The sequence below is a fragment of the Streptomyces sp. NPDC054887 genome, from assembly GCF_053610585.1.
The window spans coordinates 28,136-49,730 of sequence record NZ_JBSGYQ010000018.1 but is presented as its reverse complement, the minus strand read 5'-3'; the positions used below and the strand labels follow the sequence as shown (position 1 = coordinate 49,730).

Genomic DNA, 21,595 nt, shown 5'->3' with positions numbered 1-21,595 from the left:
CCTGTCGAGGGCAATCACAGCAAAATGCTGAATTTCCTGCCTTCTTCGGCGTCCCGCAGGCCTGGAGCGTACCGAACAGCCACCTCACGCCACCCTTCCCGTGCACTGGTCAAGGGGGCATTGTGGGCGGCTCGCGGACGGTAAGTAAGGCCCCTTCACCGGCGGGGCGGTCCTGCGCAGCGAAGTGCGCAAGCATTGGAACGGGAGGCGTACCTCCCACTCCGCGCCGGGCACGGGGCAGACCGACCGCGGATGAGGGGTGGACATGACCACTGCCACACCCGGGCTTTGTCCGGCGCCGCCGCCTTCAGCTCCAGGCACGACATCCGCTGCGTCACCGCCGGCCAGATGGTCACCGTCCCCACCGGCCACCCCGCATACCTACGGCAACCCCGACCAGGACCGGGAAGGCACTTTACTGTTCACCTCCGACACCGAGGGCAGCATCGAATACTGCTACAACCTTCAACGCCTCAAGTCCGGTTCCAACGGACTCAACGCGGCTACCATCGCGCAAGCAACAATGAAGAAGTACTCCCCCGAAACCTGGCAGCCCTGATGCCCCGGGCCCACCCTGCGACTGACCGACAGCTCGAGAACCGCCGATACCGGGCGGACTTCTCGTGCCAGAGTCAGCGGCCGGTACTTCTGCCCGTGCAGCCTGCCTGCGGTTCCACTTGCCTCAGTTCGGCCAGCAGTTCGCTCTGACCGGCGAGAAGTTCGGTCAGGATGCGGCGGGCCGCGCGCAGGAGGTCGGCTACGTCGCCGCCGGCGAGTGCGTAGCTGACGGTCGCTCCGTCGCGGATGGAGATGACGATGCCGGAACGGCGCAGGACCGCCAGTTGCTGAGAGAGGTTGGACGGTTCGACATCGATTGCAGCGAGAAGGTCGCGTACGGGTACGGGACCGCTCTGCAGGAGCTCCAGGACACGGATGCGGACGGGGTGTCCGAGCATGCGGAAGAACTCGGCCTTCGCCTGGTAGAGGGGTACCTGCATTCCCATGGATGCTCCTGCTGTTGCTTCAAACCTTGCCCGGGGCCGAGCAGAGTCCAACCGGTCGGCCACCCATACCTTCTTGCGGCGGGCCCACGCATGCCCGCGTATTACCTGTTTCAGATATGCCGGATTGAAGAAATCTTCAACTCATGGACACACGTGGGCACTAAAATGCCGCGGCTACAGCTCTAGGTCGGACTCGATGCGCTTGAGCTGATGCCGGGCCATGGCCAGGTTGGACTTAGCCTTGTCCAGCACGACGTACAGGAACAGGCCGCTGTTGCCCCTTCCGCTGAGCAGCCGGATCAGGTGGTACTGGCTGCCGAGCGTGATGAGCACGTCCTCGATCTCATCCTTCAGGCCCAGCATCTCCATGGTGCGGACCTTCGCACGGATCACATCGGTGTTGCCTGCGGCGGCGACCGTAAGGTCGAAATCCTTCCCACCGCCAAGGGTTCCCAGCGCCATACCACTGGTGTAGTCCACCAATGCAGCCCCCACCGCGCCCTCAATCGAGGTCATCGTCTCCTTCAAGGAGACCTCCACGTTCGCCATCGACGCCTGCTCCCTTGCTTCTACAGCCAACGCCCGGCGCGCAACTCCCGCTGCCACCGCACGACTTGTAAGCATCACGCTACCGAGCGTGCGGGGCGACGCGGGGAGAATGGAAGATTGCACCGAATGTCCACACAGGCGCCCGGGGCGAGGCCGGGAGCAGCGGCTGCAGTGGAGACCAGGGCTGCGTCGGGGCCGCGGTGGGCCCAGGGCGCCGCCGTCGCAAAGGCGGCGGACGGCCGTCTGGTCCGGCCGTCGACGGCGGAACCAACGGCCGGCACGACGCCTCCTTGTGGCGCCACCGTCACCTGCGTGTTCCCAAGAGCAGGTGCAGCTGCATTGGCCTGCCATTGCCGCCCGTCAGCGCCCGTGCGGTCAGGTCCAGTCGTAACGGGCCAAACGGGCTGCCGAGGTGATCCGAGAGCCGGTCGGGCTCCCCGCCGGTGGAGCCGACTTCACCGAGGCCGCTGCGCTGGTGATGTCCGTACGTTGTAGCTGCGACGCTGACTAGACGTCAGATAGATCGGGCGCGGGCAGCATTGGCGCAGCTGAGTGAGTCAGCGGTGGCGGCCTGTCGGATCGGCGACGAGTCCACCGCGCCGGGGCGACTGCGCGCGCTGGGGTCGACCGAGGCAGAGGCGCGGGCTGGGGTCGGGGCTGTTCCGGTTCTCGGTGCCGTTGTAGACCTCCTCGAACAGCACCGGCGACCCGGCCCCAGGTGTGGTCAGGACGGCGTCCGCGCGAGGGCTGCCCTTGGCTGGCCTCCAGCGGTCCGTCACCTCAACGCTTGACATTTCCAGAGGCCTCTCTAATTTTAGATTGCTCTCTAAAAACGGTGAGGAGGTGTATGCGTATGCCGAAGGTCGAAGGCGGGCTGCGTGAGCAGCAGAAGGTGCAGCGACGGATACGCATCCTCGACGCGGCTCGCGAACTGCTGCGAGACAATCCGGAGTCGGTGATCAGTACGGAGAGGATCGCCGCGCGAGCGCAGGTCGCCCCGGCCACCGTGTACAACTTGATCGGGCCGCGCGACAAGATCTGGGAGGCGCTGGCCGCCGGGTTCATGGACGAGCTCGATCGCCGCCTGGCGGTGTCGGCAGCCGGGGACCCGCGCGAGATCGTCAGGTCGACCGTTCAACTGTTCGTGGACGACCCGGTCGTGTCGCGTCGCATGGTGCGTGAGTGGGAAAAGAGCGGCCTGGTACTCGACCGCAGTCCGCTCACCCAACTTCGCCAAGCAATGAGGGACGCACAAACCCAGGGCGTCCTGCGCGCCGACATCGACACTGATCGGCTGGCCGCCCTGGTCGGCACCTCGTGCGTCGGGGCGCTGCATCAATGGGTTGCCGCATTGATCGATGATGACCGGTTCCTCGCACGTGCACTGCTCGCGCTGGATGTTGCGCTCGCCGCAGCGGCTGAGGATCCCTACCGCGACCAACTGCTGGCGCCATTGCGAACCCGGGACTCGGCATGACGGCCGGTGCGATGCCACGGCGCCAAGACCTCGTGGGCCACGGCGGGATCAAGCTCGCGGCGGATGTGTGGGGCGAGGCGTCCTCACAACCTCTGATCCTGCTGCACGGCGGCGGCCAGACGCGACACGCCTGGGACCGCACCGGCCCTCGACTGGCCACACTGGGGTGGCAGGTCATCGCCCCGGACCTGCGCGGGCACGGCGGCAGCGAATGGTCGGCCGACGGTGGCTACGACCTCGACCTGTTCGCCGCCGACGTCCGGGCGCTCGTCACCGCATGCGGCGACCGGCCGGTGCTCGTCGGTGCCTCGCTCGGTGGTCTGAGTGCGCTGCTCGCCGCTGGGGAGACACCCAGGGCAACGATTCGCGCCCTGGTGCTGGTCGACGTCGCCCATCGACCGGATCCCCGCGGGGCGCGCCGCATCGTCGAGTTCATGCGCCGTCGGCCGGACGGATTCGCCAGCGTGGGGGAAGCAGCCGAGGCGGTGTCCGCCTACCTGCCGCACCGCCCAGGTCCGGACGACCCCGAGAGGATACGGCGCAACCTGCGACGCCACGGCGAGCGCTGGATCTGGCACTGGGACCCACGCCTGCTGGACAGTTTCGAGGACCGGATGGATCCGCCCGGCATGGCGGAGCGTCTCCTCGACGCCGCCCTTCACGCCGACGTGCCGATTCTGCTCGTCCGCGGCGGGCTCAGCGACGTGGTACGCGCAGACATCGCCGAGCAGTTCTGTGACAGGGTTCCCCATGCGCAGCGCGTCGAAGTGGCCGACGCGGGCCACATGGTGGCCGGCGATCGGAACGAGCACTTCATCGATTCGATGGTGCCGTTCCTGGAGGGGATCGGATGAGCCACGTCCGCCGGTGCTGCCTGTCTGCGTGCCGCGCAGTTGCGCGCCCGTGAAGGGTCACGCGCCGGAGCGGTCACGGTGAGGCATTGTCGGCCTCTCCGACAGTGACAGCGGGAGGGTACGGCTGAGAGCACGCATCCCTGCCTGAGATCCCGAGGTCTGGCCTGTCGCCCCCTGGACTCGGTCGGGTCTTCGCCGTACAACCGGCGCACACGATCGCGGCCAACAACGCAAGCACCAGTGCACGCGTTCCTGCTCGTTTCATACGCAGGAGCATGTCCTTGGAGCTGTCAGCCGCACGCGCACGGGCCTTCTGGTCGTGCACATCAACCAGTTGGGCTTCATCGATGGACATTGGCAAGGAGGTCAATGTCCTGGCCAGCGGCTTCGACCGTAACCTGCCGCGCCACAGCACCGGTCACCGATGGAGGTCGCTCGCGACCGCCCGCCCGCCCGCTGTGGTGACGGCACCGCCGTTACGGCGCCGAACGGCCCCCGGGAGAAGGGCACCTGCGACAGCCGGGAGCTCGATCCAATGACCGCGACGGTCGGGGCAACAGGACACGGGATCGCGGCATTCTGGACACTGGCGACCGAACCCGCCTGAGTACGCATACTCAGACCGCCCGAGCTGTCTGCCCCTGCTGCCCGCGAGCCGGTCGCGGCCACACTGGACCGCCTTGTCCCCGTACGAAGAGGTTCCGATGAGCCGTCTCCTCAGCCTGCGTTCCGCCACCACCGGCGACCTGTCCTGGATTCATGCGCTGCGGCACCGCGTCTACGCGGAGGAGCTGGGCCAGCACCTGCCCAATGCCGAGGGGCGGCTGGTCGACGGGCTGGACGGCGACAACGTCTACTTGGTCGCGGCGCGGTGTGCCGACCGTGTCGGCTTCGTGAGCGTGACGCCTCCGTGGGCGGGCCGGTACGCGCTGGACAAGTACCTGACACGGGCGGAGCTTCCGCTCCTTGACGAGAGCGACGTCTTCGAGGTGCGGCTGCTCACCGTCGAACCCGACGAGCGGACCGGCGCGGCAGGCGCGCTGTTGATGTACGCGGCGCTGCGCTGGATCGCGTCCCGGGGCGGGCGGCGGGTGGTGGCGATGGGCCGCGCCGACCTGGTGGTTATGTACCGGGCGGCGGGTCTGCGTCCCGTCGGTCGTACCGTACGCAGCGGGGCGGTCGACTTCGAAGTGCTCACCGGGGAGGTGGCGGAGCTGACGCGGGGTACGGCGGCGCGGCATGCGGCGACGCTGACCCGGTTGGCGGTCGGCGTGGACTGGCAACTGGACGTGCCGTTCGCGCCCCGGCCGGATGGCTGTGAACACGGCGGGGCCTCGTTCACCGCGATCGGCTCGGACTTCCGCACGCTCGAACGGCGTCACCAAGTGGTCGCGGCCGACGTCCTCGACGCCTGGTTCCCGCCGGCTCCCGAAGCGCGGGCGGTACTCAGCGAAGACGCCGGGTGGGTCTCCCGCACCTCTCCCCCGACCGGTGCGGAGGGCCTGCTCGCGGAGCTCGCCGCGGTCCGCGGCCTGCCCCCGGAGACGCTCGCGGTCGGCGCGGGCTCCTCCGACCTGATCTTCCGTGCCTTCGGCCGGTGGCTGTCATCGACGAGCCGGGTCCTGCTGATGGACCCCGGGTACGGCGAATACGCCCACGTTACGGAGCGAGTGATCGGCTGCCGCGTCGACCGGCTTCGGCTGCGGCGCGAGGAGGGTTGGCGCATCGATCCGGCCAGGTTGTCGGCGGTCGTCGCCGACGGGTCGTACGACCTCGTGGTGGTGGTCAACCCGAACAACCCGACCGGCCGCCACGCACCGGCCGCCGAGCTGCGCGCGGTGATCAGCGCCGCCCCGGCCCGGACCCGCTGGTGGATCGACGAGGCGTACCTCGGCTACGTCGATCCCGCCGAGTCCCTCGCCCCGTTCGCCGCGCGGGACACGCGCGTGGTGGTCTGCACCTCGATGTCCAAGACGTACGCTCTCTCCGGTGTGCGGGCCGCATACGTGGTGGCCGAGCCGGGTGTGGCCGCGGAGCTGCGCCGGTGGACGCCGCCGTGGGCGATCGGGCTGCCGGCTCAGCTCGCCGCAGTGGCGGCCCTGCGCGACCCGGCGTACTACACCAGCGTGCTGCGGCGCACGCACGAGCTGCGCCGCGAGCTCGCCGCTGACCTGGCCGCGGTGGACGCGTCGGTCACGGTCGGGGATTCCGTGGCCAACTTCCTCACACTCACGCTGCCGCCGGGCGGCCCGAGCGCCGCGTCCTTGGTCGCGGAGTGCCGGAGCCACGACGTGTACCTGCGGGACCTCTCGCCGCTGTCGTCGTCGTACGAGGGCCGGACCGTGCGCGTCGCGGTCCGCGACACCGGCGAGAACGCGCGCATCGTGACCGCCTACCGCGCCGCTCTCAGTGACCTGTGCGCGAGCTCCCTCGTGTTGCCGGCCGTCGGGGCGGCAAGGTGACCTCGGTTGCCGCGCTGGCACCTTGGTTGGGCGGCGCGCTGCTGGTGAGCGGTGTGGCGGTGGTGGCGTCGCGGCGGCGGGAGTTGCTTGTCCGGTGGTGTGCGTGGGCGGTGGGCGTGCCGGTGGTGACCGCCGCGTTCTGGTGGGGACGCCCCGGGATCGCCCTGCTCTCCATAACCGTTGCGGTGGTCGCGGTGCTGGAGTTCGGCGCGCTGACCCGGCTGCCTCGCACCGACCGGACGGTGCTCGCCACGGCCGTGACGGGATTGATCGTCGCCGCCGCGCTGGCACCGGAGCACGTCTGGCGGGTGGCCGCCGTCGGAGCCCTCGCCCTGGTCGCCCTTCCGCTGGCAACCAGTGACTCCGAGGACGGCCTGCGACGGCTCGGCACTGGTCTGCTCGGCTTGGTGTGGCTGGGCGTGCTGGCCACGTTGGTGCCGCTGGGGGAACTTGGGCTGGCACTCTTCGCCGCGGTGTCCATCGCCGACGTGGTGGCGTACTTCGCCGGCCCGCGGCTGGGCGGGCCCCGGTTGTCGCCGCTCTCCCCGGCCAAGCGGTGGAGCGGGACGCTGTGCGGCGCGGCGGCGGGCCTTGCCGTACTCGCGCTGCTCTCGGCGTGGAGCTGGCCAGCTGTGGCCGCGGTGGCCGTGGGCGGGCCGGCGGGCGACCTGGTGGAGTCCCTCGTCAAACGCGGCGCCGGGGCCAAGGACTCGGGCCAGTGGCTGGCGGGAGCCGGAGGGCTGCTCGACCGGATCGACTCACTCGTGGGGGCGTTGGTCGTGGTCGTCGTGCTGGGGTGATCGGGAGCGCGGTCCAGGTGGATGAGATGGCGACGCGTCGTCGAGCTTTCTACCTGGTAGGCCGTTCACGTTCCGATGTCTGCAGCTGTCCCGCGCCCAGTCGCCAGCCAAGCCGCTGTATGCCGTGCCCACGTTCGTTCCGGAGTTCGGCAGGCCCGCGCCAAGACAGCTCCGCCAGTACGACTGACGCAACAGCTCGCCGGCCGTGAGAAGGGCTGCTGACGCGGCCTCGGTACGCCGGTGGTCGCGACCAGGTCTCCGACGAGGTCGCGCGTGTCGGCGCATTGGCCGACGAAGCGGTGGACTCGCTCATCGGGGACCGGGAGCGGCGGCGGCTGCCTCGATGCTCGCCCGGACCTGGCTGTTCAGCTCTTGCGGGCCAGCGGTTGCCCGGCGAAGCTCACCCCTGCCAGGCCATGGGCCATGAGGTTGCGGATGTTAACGTGATCAGTGCCGTTCGGCGTCGCCAGCACACTGCGATAGTGCTCACCGAAGGCCAACAGCGCCTCCGCATCGCTCAGCCCTTCCAGCAGGGCCAGTCCCAGCGTCTTGCAGGAACCCTCGTTCTCACCTGCGGCATTTTCCAGTTCCCCGTTGCGGAACGCCTGCGGCTGATACTCGTAATGCGCGGCGACGAAGGCCAAGGTGTCGGCGAACTCGTGCTCACCTGACGCAAGGCTTGCCCGCAGCGAGTTCAGATCAGTCATGTTGGTTCCTCTGCGCTGAACGGACGATCCGATTGCCATCCGTGACCGGACGACGATACCCCTTGCAGACATCCGGTAAGGATTGGGCGCCCACGTCCGAACGAGCGACGTCTCGGCAGGTCACGCTGCGCGTCTGCGCAACCCGCCGAGAGGCGGTTGCGGCCCGGGCGATTGGCCGCGAGAACGGTGCTGATCAGCAGCAGTTTGCCGTTCGCGCCCGGTGTCGCAGACGGTTCGGCCGCCTGCGGTGGTCAGGCGACACCGGGCGGTGGCGTCAGTGCGGGGCAGGCTGACGACCTTCATGACAGACCACAGTGCGCATTGCCCCCGCTGGAGCGTATGCAGTCCCAGTGGCAGCTGTTGCGAGGCCTTGGCAGCGGGACTGTGGTGGCGACGGGCCGTCGCAGCGCGCGCCGGCGCTCAGGGGCGCCCGTACCGCTTGCACAGGAGGTACGTAATGTTCCCGGCATCGAAACTCCCGTCATCGAGGCAGATACGGACAACGGCTGCACCACCAGGGACATCCGCTTCGACAGGGACAGTGAACTTCGCGCTCGTGCCACACACATTTGCGCTGTAGTTTCGGTCGAGTTCGACGTTGGCGCTGGTGAGGGTGAACACTGACGTGCCCCGGCAGCTGAACCCGTCCACAGACTTGTGCTCGCCCGTCACGGTGACGGAACGGGCATACCAAGTGATGGTGCCCCTCGTATAGGTGTTCCCGAGGGTGACGTCGAATGTGCTGGTCGGGTAGGCGGACGCCTGGGCTGTGGCGGCGGGCGCGTTCAGCAGCGTTCCTGCGGTGAGTGCGACGCCGCAGAGCGCAGTGGCGAGACGAGTCTTCATCCGACCTCCAGGATGGATGAGCCGGTTGCCGCTTCACATCCTGGGCCGGTCGGCCACCTGCGGCCTACCTCTTAAGGCACCGCTTAAGGGCTACGGTACGACAGGCCCGGCTCGGCCTCCTGCCGTCGGACGGCCTCAAGCGCCGGTCCCTCGCACCCCCGACGTCGAGCGCCTCGTCGTACAGGGAGGCCTCTCCGTAGCGGCGATAGCTCGCTTTCACCATCGAGCGCGGCAGCAGCTCAGGGGATCGGCGCCCTCCCGTGTCTGGCACAGGCCTCTCGCCCCTTCGAGCAAAGGTGCTTGCCAATGCCGGCCGCCGTATCTGGCGCAAGCAATGGATTCGGGCAGGTTCTCGTCGCGGAGTCTGCGGGTCAGGAACGGCCAAGGCCCCACGTCCGCAAGGCGTAAGGCCGTCCCTTCTCCTCCCCCGTGATCAGCGGCACGTCGAGCAGCGAGAAGCCCGCGGCGGTGGCCACGGCAACACTGGCGGCATTCTCTGCCTCCAGCTCCAGAATCACCTGTTCCGCGCCCAGCTGCTCGAAGGCGTACGCGGCCATCACCCGCACCGCCCGCGCTGCCAGCCCCTGGCCGCGGTGCGCCGGGCCGACCGCGTAGCCGATTTCCGTGCCCTCGGGTGCGCGCCGCAGCATTACCTCGCCGAGCGGTGCGCCACCGTCGACGGTGATGGCGAGCAGGATGGTCGTGCCCGCTTTACGCATCTGCCGGTCCCGGTCCAGCCGTGCACGGGCAGCGGCTCTGTCGAACGGTGAGACGATCGGTGTCCAGTAGGCGATGTCGGGGTGGTCGAACAGCTCCGGCATCACGGGCAGGTCCGCTTCCGTCCAGTCGCGGAGGACGAGCCCCTCCCCCGACAGCTCAAGCCGCTCGGGCAAGGACGACGTCGTGCTGCTCATAATGGTGGACCTCCGTGGCCTGTTCAGAACGAGGCAGGATACCCAGGAGAGGCGGAGGCCCACGACATACTGCAGGGGTTCATCAGACCCCTGCGCCTGAGGTCTCCGCCAGAGCCTCCGTCGTGCACGGCGACGGGGAGCCGTTCGCACTGAACGCCTTGCCAGCAAGCCGTTCTTGCGTGGCACCGAGGTTCTCCGGGCTCCAGCGGCCCACGAGTGCTGCTTTCCGTACAACCAAGGCGCGGTGTCGGCAGTCATCCCATGCATCTCTGCGAAGGGAAAGCCGATGGGGACTGTGCGCGTTCTGCTTCCACTGACGAGGGTGCTTGCGCGGGGCCATGTCGGCCTGGGAGGGCCGTTGCACGGAGCCGCGCTCCTGCGATGCCTCACCCCCGGGCTGTTCCTGCTCTGGCAGCGGCCGACGGTGCGGCGTCTCTCCTGGAGCGAGGAGGCCGTCGGGATGTACCGCGCTCTCCTCGCGCGGGGCAGCCGCCTACAGCACCGTGATGGTCTGGCCAGTGCCCTGATGCTGTACGCCAACGCGCTCTATCTGACCGACCGGTACGAGGAAGCGCTCGTCGCATCCGGCCAATGCCTGGACGTGGTCGGCGCGCGCATGTCCCGGACGCGGACCGCGTACCTGCTGCGCGTGCAGACCCTTGTCCTCGCGGAGACAGGACGTCTCGACGAGGCTTTGGTGAAGAGCCGGGAATGTGTGTCGGCCTACCGGGACGCGGTGCCCAAGGGCAGGGACAAGTCACTGGGCAGCCTCGCCGATGCGCTGCGCGTCCAGGCGTGGGTGCTCGGCCGCATGGGCCGCGTCCGGGAGTCTGTGGCCCGCTACATGGACTGCGCGGAACTTCTGCGTGGGATGTCCCTGTGGGAAGTCATGCTGCGCGCCGCACGGGTGAAGGTACGGATGTTGTGCGAGGTGACCAGCGGGTTGCGCGCTCTGGGCCGGTTCGAGGAAGCTCTCGAAGCCGGAAACGACGCCCTTTGGTGGTCCGACACCATGAAGCCGTCGTACTACCCGGAGATTCTTCACCTGCGGTCCCAGTTGTTGACCGACCTGGCCTGGTGCCACGCGGCGACCGGCGACCTGGAGCGCGCCCGGGAGATGTCCGGCCAGGCGGTGAGCCTGTGCCGGACGTTGGTGCGGCAGGCACCCGAGAGCGGGGAGCCTCTGCTCGTCCTGGCTTTGGAAAGCCGCGCCTACCTGGGCGGCGCCCCGGCCACTTCCCCCTCGGGGTCTCCTATCTCGAAGGAGCGGCCTGATCCTCCGCAACTCGACGATCTGAAGGAGCTGTCGGCACTTTGCGAGCGGCTCGCCGTCACCGATCCTGTTGTCTACGAGCCACGGCTCGCGTCCGCGCTGGACGAGTTGGCATTTCGCCACTGGCAGCAGGGCGCCAACCGCCAAGCCGTCGACGCCACCGAGCGAAGTGTCGCCCTGTACCGCCGAGCCGCCGGCCTCGACCCGCAGGAGTACGAACCGGATCTGGCCAGGACATTGGCCAACCTCGCCATTCGTAAGCGGAAGGCAAACATCCTGGATCACACCGTCGCCCACGCCCAGGAAAGTCTGGCCCTCACCCGACGCCTCGCCGAAGCCGACCGGGACCGCTACCAAGCCGTCACCGCCCAGCGTCTGGGCATCCTGGCCCGGGCTCTTCGCAGTGGCGGGGACGACGAGCGCGCCCTTGCTTGCTACTACGAGGCCGAGACCCTCTTGCGGGACCTGATGGAGGCGGACTCCAACTCCCACACCGCTCTCCTCGCCAACATCCTCACGGACCTCGCCGACACCCTGCTCGCTACGGCCGTAGCCCACCTCGCCGCAGACCGCTGCGACGACGCCGTTACCGCCCTGCGCCAACTACTGGACCTCACACGGCGCACCGACCGGACCGCAGTCCACGCAGCCTGTCTCACCGCCTTCGCCCACGCCCGGGACGCGGCCCCTGCGCAGATCAAACGGGCGTGGCATGCGGCGACGACGGATCCTTACCCCTCGTTCATATACCGCGTGCCCCCTTCCTGACCCCGCACTCGGGCGCCTCTCCCCTGCCCTCCTCTGTCGGTGCCGTACGGCGGTGCCCCCTCGCCGTTTTGCCCAGCGGCGGGCGGTCCCACCCGGCGGGCCTCTACTCGACCGGCTGTGGCGGGTACAGCAGGGCCTTCCCTGCGTGCAGGCTGTCCATGACTCCCACCAATGCCCCAGTCGTCGCCGCGCCCACTCCTCCAACGGCTCCTCGTTCACCGCACCATCGTGCCGTAGTCGCCCTCCTGCGCCGCCACCCGCTGCGACCGAGGTGACGGACGCAGAAATCCGCCGATTGAGCGAAGAGAATCGGATTCCCGGCCCCGTGCCGCCGCGCCACACCAACGGCTCGGCGCGGCGGGGAACGCTGCCGCGTGCGCAGCCCTACGCTCCCCGGGAGAACGACACGAGTCGCCGGGGGCGGCGGCTCCAGGCGCAGCGGAGCGACATGACCAACCAACCCGACACCCTTGAAGGCGGCATCGACCTCAGGCGGAGTTACCCGCGGCGCCGCACTCGCCAAGGAGTCGTGCGACGGGCTCGGCAACTGCGCACGGCCCGGTGTCGCGCTCTCAACTCCGTACCTCGGGAAAGCCGCCCAGCCGGAAAGCGCAGGATGCGATGCTCGCCGTCACCGTAATCGCGGGCATCCTGTTCGTCTGGGCCGTCCTCTCGCACCGGCTGGCGCGCTGGAGCATCACGGCTCCCATCGCCATGATGGCCGCGGGCGTCGCCATGACCGCCGGGCCGGATCCTCCGCTGCGCTTCGAGATCGACACCGCCGGCTTCGAGCACGCCGTGGAGGTCGTGCTGGCGCTGCTGCTCTTCGTCGACGCCACCGAGGTGCCCGGGGGCGTCATCCGCAGGGAGAAGGGCATCGTCGCGCGCCTGCTCGGTGGTGCGCTGCCGCTGACCCTGGGCTTCGCCTTTCTCACGGCGTACGCCTTCTTCCCCGACCAGCCCGGCTGGGTCCTGGCGGTCCTGGCGACGGTGGTCGTCCCTCTGGACCTTGCCCCCACCGCGGCCGTCGTACGGGACAAGAGGATCCCGGCGCGGCTCCGGGAGGTCCTCAACGTCGAAGGGGGTCTGAACGACGGCATCGTCTCACCGGTGTTCCTCCTGTGCATGGCCGCCGCTGTCGAGTCCTGCACGCGGAGCGCCGATTACATGGAGGCGCTGCTGGGCGCGGTCGAAGCCGCGGCCTGGGCCGTCGGCGCGGGGGCGGTCATCGGGTACGTGGCGGGGTGGCTGCTGCGCCGGTCGTGGGCGAGCGGCTGGACGCAGCGCGCGGCGACGCGGCTCGGCGTCCTGACCGTTCCTGTGGCCGCCTACTCGCTTTCGTCGGCCCTCGGGGGAAACGGCTTCGTCGCGTCCTTCGTCGCCGGCGTCTGCATCGCCCCCGCCATGCGCCACCTGCCGCAGGACGCGGTACAGATGACGGACGACCTGGTCGCCCTGATGTCCCTCGGGCTCTGGTTCCTGTTCGGCCAGACCGTGAACGAGGTGTTCGGGGACGGGTTCCACCTGTCGATCGTCCTGTACGCGCTCGTCGCCGTCACTCTGGCGCGCATGATCCCCGTGCTGCTCGTGCTCTCAGGGACGGGGTTGACACGGTCCGACAAGCTGTTCCTCGGGTGGCTCGGGCCCAGAGGTGTGACGTCGGTCGTCTTCGGGCTCCTCGCGGCCGTCGAGATGCCCGCTCACAGCGCCGATTTCGTGGCCCGCGTGATGGTGCTGACCGTCATGCTCAGCATCGTGCTGCACGGCCTGAGCGCCGAACCGATCGGCCGCGCCTACGCCCGCAGACAGCGGACCGACGGGAGACAGGCGACCTGACGCGCCAACCTGCCGAGCCGCATAGCCTCCACCACCCTGTCGCTGAAGGCGTGGGGCATCCGGTGCGTGCCCTCGCCTCCGCCAACATCGCTGCCTGGGGGGGATCACCACCTCGCGTCGCTGGCCCCCGGCCGATCTGCGCCGGTGTGGGCGAACGCGCGTGTGTGAACGGACGCCGGAAGGTCGCGCCCTACGGGGTGATGCGGAACCGGGCCCGGTAGTCGGTGGGCGTGGTGTTGAGTTTTCGACGGAAGGCCCGGATGAGGGTGTCGGTGGTGCCGAAGCCGCAGGCCGAGGCGATGGCGGCCAGGGTGGAATCGGTGGATTCGAGGAGGTTGCGGGCGCGTTCGACGCGGGCGGATTCAACGTAGGCGGCCGGGGTGAGGCCGAGTTCGGACCGGAAGGTGCGGGTGATCTGGCGTTCGCTGATGTGTGCGGCCTGGGCAAGGTCGGTGACGGTGAGGGGGCTGTCGAGATGCTGGGTGACGTACAGGCGGAGGTCTTCCATACGGCGGGTGGCCGAGGCGGGTTCGAGGGGGACGGAGAACTGGCTCTGTCCGCTGGGGCGTTTGAGGTACATCACGAGTTGCCGGGCGACGCGCAGGGCGGTGGCTTCGCCGAAGTCCTCGGCGACCAGGGCCAGGGCGAGGTCGAGGCAGGAGCTGATTCCGGCGCCGGTCCATACGTTGCCGTCGCGGATGAATATGGGATCGGCGTCGACTTCGACGGCGGGGTGATCGCTGGCGAGCTGGGCGGCGGTGGACCAATGAGTGGTGGCGCGTTTGCCGTCGAGGAGTCCGGCGGCCGCGAGGATGTGGGCGCCGACGCAGACGGAGGTGATCCGGCGGCTGCGGTCGGCGAGGGTTTTGACCCAGGAGACCACGTCCGGGTCGGCGAGGGCATGGACGCGGTGGGCGTCGTCGACTTCGACGGAGCCGGGGACCAGCAGTGTGTCGATGGTGTGTTTCGCGGCGTCCTCGAAGGTGGCGTCGGGCAGGACGCGCACCCCGGCGGATGTCGTGACGGGGTCCAGGGTCTCGGCAGCCAGGACGACGTCGTATCCGGGCGCTCCGTCGGTCTCGCGCTGAAGAAGGGCGAAGACTTCGGGCGGGCCGGTGACGTCGAGGAGGTCGACGCCCTCGAAGAGGACGATGACGACGCGGCGGGATACGGGGCTCACGGGATTTCCTCTCCCTGATGGGGATGTCCGGATCTGCATGTTAGGCGTCCTGGCCGACACTCCGGCCAGTGGGTAGCGTCGGGCGGAGCCGGGGATCTTCCGCCTCCGGCGTCTTCCGCCAGCCGTAGACAGAGAGTTGAGTTTCCTCATGAGCCGTTCGGTGTCACTGCGCCTCGCCGCTGTCGGTGTCGCTACGAGCATGGCCTTCCTCTCCGCCTGCGGAGGCCAGGACGACAACAACAACGCCGCCCCGGCATCCCAGAGTCAGGCCAGCGCGCCGACTCCCTTGAAAGGAACTGCTGTGACCTCCACGACCCTGCGCGAGATGTTCAGCCTGGACAACTCCGTCCCCGCCCTGGCCGACTCGACCGTTGTGCTGGTCGACTATCAGAACACTTACACGCAGGGCGACTTGGAGCTGCAGGGCTGGAAGGAGGCCCTCGCGGAGGGCAAGAAGCTGCTTGAGGCTGCCCGCACGGCCGGCGCCCCGGTCATCCACGTCCAGAACGACGGCGGCAAGGGGACGCCGTACGACGTCAAGGCCGAGATCGGGCGCATCCATGACGATGTCGCCCCGGTGGACGGCGAGACGGTGGTGACCAAGGCGGAGGCGCCCAGCGCATTCCTCGGTACGAACTTCGAGGACGTCCTGAAGAAGACCGGCAAGAAGAACGTGATCGTCGCCGGGTTCATGACCAACATGTGTGTGCAGTACACCGCCGCGGACGCCTCCCTCAAGGGCTACCACACCACCGTCGTCGCGGAGGCTTCGGCCACACGGGGGGTCAAGACCGCCGCGGGTGACGTGCCCGCCCAGCAGATGCACAACGGCGCCCTCGCCACGATCGCCGACCGGTACGGCGTGGTCGTCAAGAACACCGCCGCCCTCAAGTAGTCCTGCCTCCCTGCTCCCCTGTGGGGCAGTCGGCGTCTCCCCCCGACGCCGGCCGTCCTACAGGGGTTTCTGTTGTCCGAAAAACGGCGGATTAGATTCCGATTGTGGAGTAAATCAGGTTTTTTTACCTATCGCCCTGTGAAAGTCGGTCTCTTTCGCCAATTCTCACCACACCAGCCCGCTCACTACCGTCACGTATCGAGGGGTTCGGGGCACACCGAGCCCAACGTGACGAAAGCGAGAATGTGGCTACACGCAGGGAAGTTATTGGCAGCGCTGCCGCAATCGGCGGTGCGGCGCTCCTCACGGGGGCGATGGGCAACACGGCGTCTGCGGCAACAACCGCCGCACGACCGGAAGACGTCAAAGCGGCGCGGGACGCGATCCGCGCCGTCAACGTGGGGATGCGCAGCAACTACGCGACGCTGAAAAGTGAGCTGATCAAGCGGCTCACCCCCGTGATCATCGTGCAGAACGACTACCGGGGCGGCAAGTACTACCTCGTCCACAACGGGGTGACCATCGCCGAACACCCCGTGCCGGAGATATTCGAGCTGGCGAAGTCGATCGCCCACATCCCCCTCGGGATGTTCTCCATCCTCGCCCCGTACCTCGGCAAGCGGGTGCCGTCACACCACCTCAAGGCCGGCGACATGTTCGCCCGCGACCTGGAAATGGTCGCCTTCCACGGCCCCGAGTCCGAGAACTGGGTCCTCCCCCTGCAGGAGTTCGGCCAGACCATCGACACCGCCCGGCGCCGCCTGGAGGAAGCCGAGCTGCCCGCCCGGCTACAAGCCTCCTGCGCGGCGATCCTGGAGGGCGCTTCCGCATTCATCACGGCGAGCACCCGCACACGGTCGTTCAGCATGCAGCAGTTCGAGGACTACTCCGGCAGCGTCTACGGCGACATCCGCGTCAACATGGAGTTCGCCTCACGGGTCCAGATCCAGGGCGTCAAGGACATCATGACGCGCTGGCAGGCCAAGGTCGGCGAGGCCGGATGGAAGGAGCTGTACGTCGTCGTCCTGTCGATCTGGACGACGTCGGTCCTCAACCAGAACTCGATCATCCTCAAGCAGTACCTGAACCCGGACACGGTCGACACCCACCTCCTGGACATCGTCACCGCCGAATTCCCCGCCGACTCGGTGACTCTGGCGTTGGACAACCTCGCCCGGATCGTCCAGGACAACATCGCCGCCGAGATGGTGTTCTCCACCGACCAGCGAGTGGCCGACGCCCTCAAGGGCAAAGAGGACCTGCTGTCGCAGGAAATCCTCGTCCAGCTCGGCCAGACGCCACCGGCCTCGGCCACGGCGGCCTCTTTAACCGCGACTCAGGGCGCCTGCCCGCTTGGCCATACCGCGCAAGCCTGAGCCTCACGCAGTCCGGCTCCCCTTCCGTGCACACCACGGGAGGGGGGCATCGCTTTTTCTACGGGGAATTCATCATCTCTTCCACACGCGTCAACCGGGCAGCCGGCATCTGGGCCCTCACCGGCCTCGTACTCCTCGCCGTCAACCTGCGGGCCGCGATCACCGGCGTCGCCCCCATCCTCGACACACTGAAAACCCAATTCCAGCTCAGCGCCCTGGGCGTCAGCATCCTGACCACCCTGCCCGTACTGTGCCTGGGCGTCTTCGCCTCCCTGGCCCCGCCCCTGGCCCACCGCCTGGGCACCGAGAAGACCATCACCGGGGCCCTCACCCTCCTCACCGCGGGCATCCTGTTACGTCTCGGGACATCCCCCCTCACCCTCTACACGGGAACCGTCCTCGCCGGAAGCGGCATCGCCCTGGGCAACGTCCTCATGCCCGCCGTGATCAAACACCACTTCCCTCACAAGACCGGCTCCCGCACGGGCCTCGCGATGATGCTGATGGCCACCACCGGCGCCCTCGCCACAGCCCTCGCCGTCCCCCTCGAGAACACCCTGGGCTGGCGCATCTCGCTCGCCGCCTGGGCACTCCCCTCCCTGCTCGCCGCCCTAGCCTGGGGGCCGCTCGCCCTCCTCGGCCGGCCCAAGAAGGGCCGCCACGCCAGACCCGCCCCCATCACCCCGCTCACCACCCCGCCGAACACCTCCGGCGAGTCTCTCCTGCGCTCCCCCCTGGCCTGGTCCCTCACCATCTTCCTCGGACTCGTCTCACTCCTGTTCTACGCCCTGACCGCCTGGCTGCCCGAGATCGTGCGGGACCACGGCATCCCCCAGGCCGAAGCCGGACTGATGGCCTCTGCCATGCTCCTCATCGGTATCCCCCTCGGCTTCGCCGTCCCCGTCCTCGCCGCCCGCATGCATGACCAGCGGCCTCTCGTGCTGGCCACGGTCATCCTCATGGCCGGCGGACTCTCCGGACTCCTGGCAGCCCCGCAGCTCGGCTGGTTGTGGATCCCCCTCCTCGGCCTCGCCACCGGCAGCGCCTTCCCCCTGGCCATGGTCCTGCTGCCCCTGCGCTCCCCCGACGCCCTGACCGCCGCCCGGCTCTCCGGCATGGCCCAGACCTTCGGCTACCTCCTTGCCAGCCTCGGCCCCCTCGCCCTCGGCCTCCTGCGCGATCTCACCGGCAGCTGGAAGATCCCCCTTCTCCTCCTTCTCCTGCTCCTCATCCCCGAGGCAGTAGCCGGGCTCCACTCCGCCCGCCCGGGGCACCTCCCCACCGGCCGGGCGCAGGTAAGAATCCCAGCCCAACGAGCCCACATCCCAGCCCCACGCCCACCCGCCGGCTCTGTCGACGTGAGTGTGTGCGGTGCAGCGCCAGACCGCTCCGCAACACCGGAGGTGTTCACCACGGACAAGACACACAACAGTCAACAACGCTCGTGATCCACACACAAAGGCACTGTCCGGCGGATCAGGGGACGGGAAGCCGGGAGACCCCCCTGACCGGCACCAGTTGGCGCGAGAGCCCTTTCTAGTCCTTACGGAGGCGGTGGGCCTCGGCAACGAGTCTCCGAGGCAGCCTCGGCCCTGCACATGCGTAGTCGATCAGCAGATTCCGGTAGGTGGTGTTCGCGAGATCCGGCGCCAGGGCGATCAGGGCCCTCAGGTCGTCGGACGAGCCGGAAAGGCGCGTGCGGTAGGCGGCGCCCGCCGCGCGCAGGGAAACTTCGTGAGGTTCGTATTCCAGGCCCTGTTCGACGAGGGCGGCGGCCTCGGCGAAGTCGCCCTGTTCGGCACGCACGTCCGCCAGGTCCAGGTAGAGGGACCAGTTGGCGGAGTCCAGGAGCACGGCGCACTCGAAGGCCGCAGCAGCCTGATCCAGGTCACCCATCACGCGCCAGGTGGCCGCCCGTGCGACCGCCGTCCACATGACCCGATCGACGGCATCGGCGCGGTCGCAGAGAGTGAAGGACAGTTCGTACCGGCCGCAGGCCCGGGGCAACCGGGCCATGGCGGCCAGCGACTCCGGTACGGGACTCCGTTCGGACACCACGTCGAGGGCATGGAACCAGGGCGTGAACCGCTCCCGCATCTCGTCGGTGTCCAGATCGTGGCCGTAGTCCAACGTCCGCAGACACGCCTCGGCCAGCGCCTCGGCACTCACCGCGCCGAGAAAGCGCGCATCGCCGAACCAGGGTGCGGCGCCCCATGCCACGTCGGGTCGCACACCCGTGACCGAACCAAGGGCCATCACCGCGTCGTCCATGTCCCCAGCAAGGAACAGGAAGTACGCCTGCGCCAGCACAGCGCTCAAGGAGCCGTCCCCTTCGAGACTCTCCTTCAGGTCCGAGCGTCGGTCCATCCACAACTCGGCGAGGGCCGCATAGGGCTCCGGAGCCGCCGGCGCCGAGGCTATTGCCCCCACCAATAGCTCCACGGCGCCCACCGGGCTCCCGCCGCAGTGCGCCATCACATCGGCGAGACCGACTCCCGCCGCCACTGACTGATTCGACATCGCCCGAGAATACCCATGGCCAAAGGTTCTGTGAGCACTTCCGCTTGGACGGCGGTGACGAGCCTGGTGCGTTGCTGTGTACGGGTGGAGGTCAGCCGCCGACGTGGATGCCGGGGCGGCGGTCGGGGTCGGGTTCGTGTTTGCGGATGATCTCGCGGGTGACGGGGGCGGTGTCGCCGCGGCCGAGGAGGAAGTAGCGGAACATGTGGACCAGGGGGCTGCCTTCGGCCCAGGCGAAGTAGCAGTGCGGTTGCACACCCGTGGCGTCGCGCAGAGCGAGCAGGATCGTGGCGATGGCGTTCGGCGCCGCGGGGGCGTCGGCGCGCAGGATCCGGTAGCCGTCGACTTCGACGCCGCGCACGGTCAGGGCTTCGCTGAAGTCGGAGGGGTCGACCACGTCGATCTCCAGGAAGAGAACGTCGGCGCGCCCGGGGACGGGGTTGGTGTGCCGCTGTTCGTCCTCCTTGCCGGCGTACTCGGCGGCGTCGCCTGCCTGGCGGCGGTTCGCGATGATGTTGATGGACTGATCGTGGCTGAGGGTGTCTGTGATGAACCGGCGTGCGGTCTCGTCGAAGACGATGCGGTCGGCGCGTAGTTCGGTGGTGCGCGAGACGCGGGAGATGAGGGAGACGGCGATGATGCCGGCGATGAACACCCCCGAGATCGCGATGCCGTCGGGCTTGTCGATGATGTTGGCCATCAAGGCGTAGAGCAGAATCGCGGTGAGCACCGCGAACCCGGCGCCCGCCATACGCCGACGGCGGCGGATCACCGAGACGGTCACGGCGAAGGCGCCGGAGACCATCATGGCCAGGATGCCGGTGGCGTAGGCGCCGGCTTGTTTGTCGACGTCGGCGTTGAAGGCGATGGTAATGGCGATGGATACAGCGGTGTAGACGATGACGACGGGGCGTACCGCGCGTCCCCATTCGGGGGCCATGCCGTAGTCGGGCAGGTAGCGGGGAACGATGTTGACGAGCCCTGCCATCGCGGACGCGCCGGCGAACCAGAGGATCAGGATGGTGCTGATGTCGTAGAGGGTGCCGAACGCCTCGCCGACGTGCTCGTGGGCCAGCCATGCCAAGGCGCGTCCGTTGGCCGCACCGCCCGGCTCGAACTCCTCCGCAGGGATGAGCACGGTGGTCGTAAAACTGGCGGCCAGCAGGTAGACGCTCATGATGAGGGCGGCGGTGGTCAGCAGCCTGCGGGTATTGCGGATGCGGGAGCGCAGCCGCTGTCGGGGGTCGGTGCCGTCGGCGGCGACGAGCGGCATCATGCTCACGCCGGTCTCGAACCCCGAGAGGCCCAGCACCAGCAGCGGAAACGCCAGCAGAGCCGGCGCTGCCAGATCCCCGAAGCCGCCGGTTCGACCGAGGGCGTCGGTCCAGGCAGTGAATGCCGACGGGGTGCTGATCACGTGGGCCAGGCCGACGACGATGACGACGGCGTTGAGCACCAAGAAGACCACTACGAGGGGGATGGCGACCTTGACGGCCTCACTGAACCCCAGAAGGAACACTCCTCCCAGGATCAGCAGCAACCCTACGGTGAGGGCCACTTCATGGCCATGGAGCACCTCGGGGAAGAAGGGATTCTCGACAACGTGTACGGAGGCGTCGGCCGTGGACAGGGTGATGGTGATGATCCACGAGGTGGCGACGAAGCCGAGCAGGACCAGCACGAACAGCTTGCCCCACCAGAACGGCAGCAGGTCCTCCAGCATCGCCACCGACCCGGCGCCGTGCGGGCTCTCCTTCGCCACCCGCCGGTACATCGGCAGCATGCCCAGCAGGGTCAGAGCCACGATCAGCAGTGTCGCCAGAGGGGAGACCGCCCCTGCGGCGAGCGCGGCGATCGCCGGCACGTAGGCGAGGCTGGAGAAGTAGTCGACACCGGTCAGGCACATCACCTTCCACCACGCGTGCGGCGCGGTGTGCCCCTCACCCGCGGCCGGCCCCACGGGTTGTACCTGGTGCCGCAGCATCCACCGCGCCAGGCCACCTGACGGCTGAGCCGGCAAGGCGGGGCTTTCCACCACCTCCGGCATCCCGGCCTGATCCGCTTCGCTCATATCCCCCATCAACCCTTCCGACTTCTTCAGCGCACGCGCACAACGGCTACGAGCCAGGGACTC

At 68.6% G+C, this 21,595-nt stretch carries 19 protein-coding genes; 10 read left to right on the top strand and 9 right to left on the bottom strand.

Annotated features, from left to right (window positions below; all coding sequences use genetic code 11):
- Window positions 1-265: 265 nt before the first annotated feature.
- Window positions 266-559 (top strand): hypothetical protein, encoded by a 294-nt coding sequence (locus tag ACWGH0_RS13110; RefSeq protein ID WP_453404249.1) that lies wholly within the window; start codon window positions 266-268, stop codon window positions 557-559.
- A 73-nt stretch (window positions 560-632) separates the two neighbouring features.
- On the opposite strand, the gene ACWGH0_RS13105 is transcribed toward ACWGH0_RS13110, so the two are convergent.
- From ACWGH0_RS13105 to ACWGH0_RS13095, 3 genes are all read right to left on the bottom strand, one after another.
- Window positions 633-998, bottom strand: coding sequence for an ArsR/SmtB family transcription factor (locus ACWGH0_RS13105; protein WP_453404306.1), 366 nt, complete (start codon window positions 996-998; stop codon window positions 633-635).
- A gap of 180 nt (window positions 999-1,178) precedes the next feature.
- Window positions 1,179-1,553, bottom strand: coding sequence for a hypothetical protein (locus tag ACWGH0_RS13100; protein ID WP_453404248.1), 375 nt, complete (start codon window positions 1,551-1,553; stop codon window positions 1,179-1,181).
- A gap of 557 nt (window positions 1,554-2,110) precedes the next feature.
- The gene (locus tag ACWGH0_RS13095; protein WP_453404247.1) at window positions 2,111-2,347 is read right to left on the bottom strand and encodes a hypothetical protein; all 237 of its coding nucleotides are present in this window, start codon (window positions 2,345-2,347) and stop codon (window positions 2,111-2,113) included.
- A 59-nt stretch (window positions 2,348-2,406) separates the two neighbouring features.
- On the opposite strand from ACWGH0_RS13095, the gene ACWGH0_RS13090 reads away from it, so the two are divergent.
- The 4 genes from ACWGH0_RS13090 to ACWGH0_RS13075 all read left to right on the top strand — a co-directional run bounded on the left by ACWGH0_RS13090 (window position 2,407) and on the right by ACWGH0_RS13075 (window position 7,146).
- Entirely contained in the window at window positions 2,407-3,030 is a 624-nt protein-coding gene (locus tag ACWGH0_RS13090; RefSeq protein ID WP_453404246.1) for a TetR/AcrR family transcriptional regulator, read from the top strand.
- A complete protein-coding gene (locus ACWGH0_RS13085; protein ID WP_453404245.1) occupies window positions 3,027-3,884 on the top strand; it encodes an alpha/beta fold hydrolase in 858 nt (285 codons plus the stop codon). Before ACWGH0_RS13090 ends, ACWGH0_RS13085 begins: the two co-directional genes overlap by 4 nt.
- A 704-nt stretch (window positions 3,885-4,588) precedes the next feature.
- Window positions 4,589-6,346, top strand: a complete 1,758-nt coding sequence (locus tag ACWGH0_RS13080) for an aminotransferase class I/II-fold pyridoxal phosphate-dependent enzyme (RefSeq protein ID WP_453404244.1) — start codon at window positions 4,589-4,591, stop codon at window positions 6,344-6,346.
- On the top strand, window positions 6,343-7,146 hold the full coding sequence (locus ACWGH0_RS13075; RefSeq protein WP_453404243.1) for a phosphatidate cytidylyltransferase: 804 nt from the start codon (window positions 6,343-6,345) through the stop codon (window positions 7,144-7,146). Before ACWGH0_RS13080 ends, ACWGH0_RS13075 begins: the two co-directional genes overlap by 4 nt.
- A gap of 365 nt (window positions 7,147-7,511) precedes the next feature.
- On the opposite strand, the gene ACWGH0_RS13070 is transcribed toward ACWGH0_RS13075, so the two are convergent.
- From ACWGH0_RS13070 to ACWGH0_RS13060, 3 genes are all read right to left on the bottom strand, one after another.
- Entirely contained in the window at window positions 7,512-7,853 is a 342-nt protein-coding gene (locus tag ACWGH0_RS13070) for a HopJ type III effector protein (RefSeq protein WP_453404242.1), read from the bottom strand.
- Window positions 7,854-8,273: 420 nt separating this feature from the next.
- Window positions 8,274-8,699 carry a hypothetical protein gene (locus ACWGH0_RS13065; RefSeq protein WP_453404241.1) on the bottom strand — a complete coding sequence of 142 codons (426 nt, stop codon included), beginning with the start codon at window positions 8,697-8,699 and terminating at the stop codon, window positions 8,274-8,276.
- Window positions 8,700-9,070: 371 nt separating this feature from the next.
- Window positions 9,071-9,613 carry a GNAT family N-acetyltransferase gene (locus tag ACWGH0_RS13060; protein WP_453404240.1) on the bottom strand — a complete coding sequence of 181 codons (543 nt, stop codon included), beginning with the start codon at window positions 9,611-9,613 and terminating at the stop codon, window positions 9,071-9,073.
- Window positions 9,614-9,971: 358 nt separating this feature from the next.
- Here ACWGH0_RS13060 and ACWGH0_RS13055 point away from each other — a divergent pair, with 358 nt between their 5' ends.
- Window positions 9,972-11,654: a tetratricopeptide repeat protein gene (locus ACWGH0_RS13055; protein WP_453404239.1), complete on the top strand. Its 1,683-nt coding sequence runs from the start codon at window positions 9,972-9,974 to the stop codon at window positions 11,652-11,654.
- Window positions 11,655-12,275: 621 nt separating this feature from the next.
- On the top strand, window positions 12,276-13,490 hold the full coding sequence (locus ACWGH0_RS13050) for a cation:proton antiporter (protein WP_453404238.1): 1,215 nt from the start codon (window positions 12,276-12,278) through the stop codon (window positions 13,488-13,490).
- 190 nt (window positions 13,491-13,680) lie between these two features.
- Here the strand turns inward: ACWGH0_RS13050 and ACWGH0_RS13045 are convergent, their stop codons facing one another.
- A complete protein-coding gene (locus ACWGH0_RS13045) occupies window positions 13,681-14,670 on the bottom strand; it encodes a GlxA family transcriptional regulator (RefSeq protein WP_453404237.1) in 990 nt (329 codons plus the stop codon).
- A gap of 301 nt (window positions 14,671-14,971) precedes the next feature.
- On the opposite strand from ACWGH0_RS13045, the gene ACWGH0_RS13040 reads away from it, so the two are divergent.
- The 3 genes from ACWGH0_RS13040 (at window position 14,972) to ACWGH0_RS13030 (ending at window position 18,389) form a co-directional block, all read left to right on the top strand.
- The gene (locus tag ACWGH0_RS13040; RefSeq protein ID WP_453404236.1) at window positions 14,972-15,565 is read left to right on the top strand and encodes a cysteine hydrolase family protein; all 594 of its coding nucleotides are present in this window, start codon (window positions 14,972-14,974) and stop codon (window positions 15,563-15,565) included.
- A gap of 404 nt (window positions 15,566-15,969) precedes the next feature.
- A complete protein-coding gene (locus tag ACWGH0_RS13035; RefSeq protein ID WP_453404235.1) occupies window positions 15,970-16,941 on the top strand; it encodes a hypothetical protein in 972 nt (323 codons plus the stop codon).
- A 26-nt stretch (window positions 16,942-16,967) separates the two neighbouring features.
- The gene (locus ACWGH0_RS13030) at window positions 16,968-18,389 is read left to right on the top strand and encodes a CynX/NimT family MFS transporter (protein WP_453404234.1); all 1,422 of its coding nucleotides are present in this window, start codon (window positions 16,968-16,970) and stop codon (window positions 18,387-18,389) included.
- A gap of 88 nt (window positions 18,390-18,477) precedes the next feature.
- On the opposite strand, the gene ACWGH0_RS13025 is transcribed toward ACWGH0_RS13030, so the two are convergent.
- Entirely contained in the window at window positions 18,478-19,461 is a 984-nt protein-coding gene (locus ACWGH0_RS13025) for a tetratricopeptide repeat protein (RefSeq protein WP_453404233.1), read from the bottom strand.
- Between the two features lie 91 nt (window positions 19,462-19,552).
- Entirely contained in the window at window positions 19,553-21,532 is a 1,980-nt protein-coding gene (locus ACWGH0_RS13020) for an amino acid transporter (RefSeq protein ID WP_453404232.1), read from the bottom strand.
- Window positions 21,533-21,595 lie beyond the last annotated feature (63 nt).

What these genes read in the sequence shown, in the direction of transcription:
- ACWGH0_RS13110 (WP_453404249.1), top strand. Translation starts at nt 266, where the DNA reads ATGACCACTGCCACACCCGGGCTTTGTCCGGCGCCGCCGCCTTCAGCT.
- ACWGH0_RS13105 (WP_453404306.1), bottom strand. Translation starts at nt 998, where the DNA reads ATGCAGGTACCCCTCTACCAGGCGAAGGCCGAGTTCTTCCGCATGCTC.
- ACWGH0_RS13100 (WP_453404248.1), bottom strand. Translation starts at nt 1,553, where the DNA reads ATGGCGAACGTGGAGGTCTCCTTGAAGGAGACGATGACCTCGATTGAG.
- ACWGH0_RS13095 (WP_453404247.1), bottom strand. Translation starts at nt 2,347, where the DNA reads ATGTCAAGCGTTGAGGTGACGGACCGCTGGAGGCCAGCCAAGGGCAGC.
- ACWGH0_RS13090 (WP_453404246.1), top strand. Translation starts at nt 2,407, where the DNA reads ATGCCGAAGGTCGAAGGCGGGCTGCGTGAGCAGCAGAAGGTGCAGCGA.
- ACWGH0_RS13085 (WP_453404245.1), top strand. Translation starts at nt 3,027, where the DNA reads ATGACGGCCGGTGCGATGCCACGGCGCCAAGACCTCGTGGGCCACGGC.
- ACWGH0_RS13080 (WP_453404244.1), top strand. Translation starts at nt 4,589, where the DNA reads ATGAGCCGTCTCCTCAGCCTGCGTTCCGCCACCACCGGCGACCTGTCC.
- ACWGH0_RS13070 (WP_453404242.1), bottom strand. Translation starts at nt 7,853, where the DNA reads ATGACTGATCTGAACTCGCTGCGGGCAAGCCTTGCGTCAGGTGAGCAC.
- ACWGH0_RS13065 (WP_453404241.1), bottom strand. Translation starts at nt 8,699, where the DNA reads ATGAAGACTCGTCTCGCCACTGCGCTCTGCGGCGTCGCACTCACCGCA.
- ACWGH0_RS13060 (WP_453404240.1), bottom strand. Translation starts at nt 9,613, where the DNA reads ATGAGCAGCACGACGTCGTCCTTGCCCGAGCGGCTTGAGCTGTCGGGG.
- ACWGH0_RS13050 (WP_453404238.1), top strand. Translation starts at nt 12,276, where the DNA reads ATGCTCGCCGTCACCGTAATCGCGGGCATCCTGTTCGTCTGGGCCGTC.
- ACWGH0_RS13035 (WP_453404235.1), top strand. Translation starts at nt 15,970, where the DNA reads ATGCGCAGCAACTACGCGACGCTGAAAAGTGAGCTGATCAAGCGGCTC.
- ACWGH0_RS13025 (WP_453404233.1), bottom strand. Translation starts at nt 19,461, where the DNA reads ATGTCGAATCAGTCAGTGGCGGCGGGAGTCGGTCTCGCCGATGTGATG.
- ACWGH0_RS13020 (WP_453404232.1), bottom strand. Translation starts at nt 21,532, where the DNA reads ATGAGCGAAGCGGATCAGGCCGGGATGCCGGAGGTGGTGGAAAGCCCC.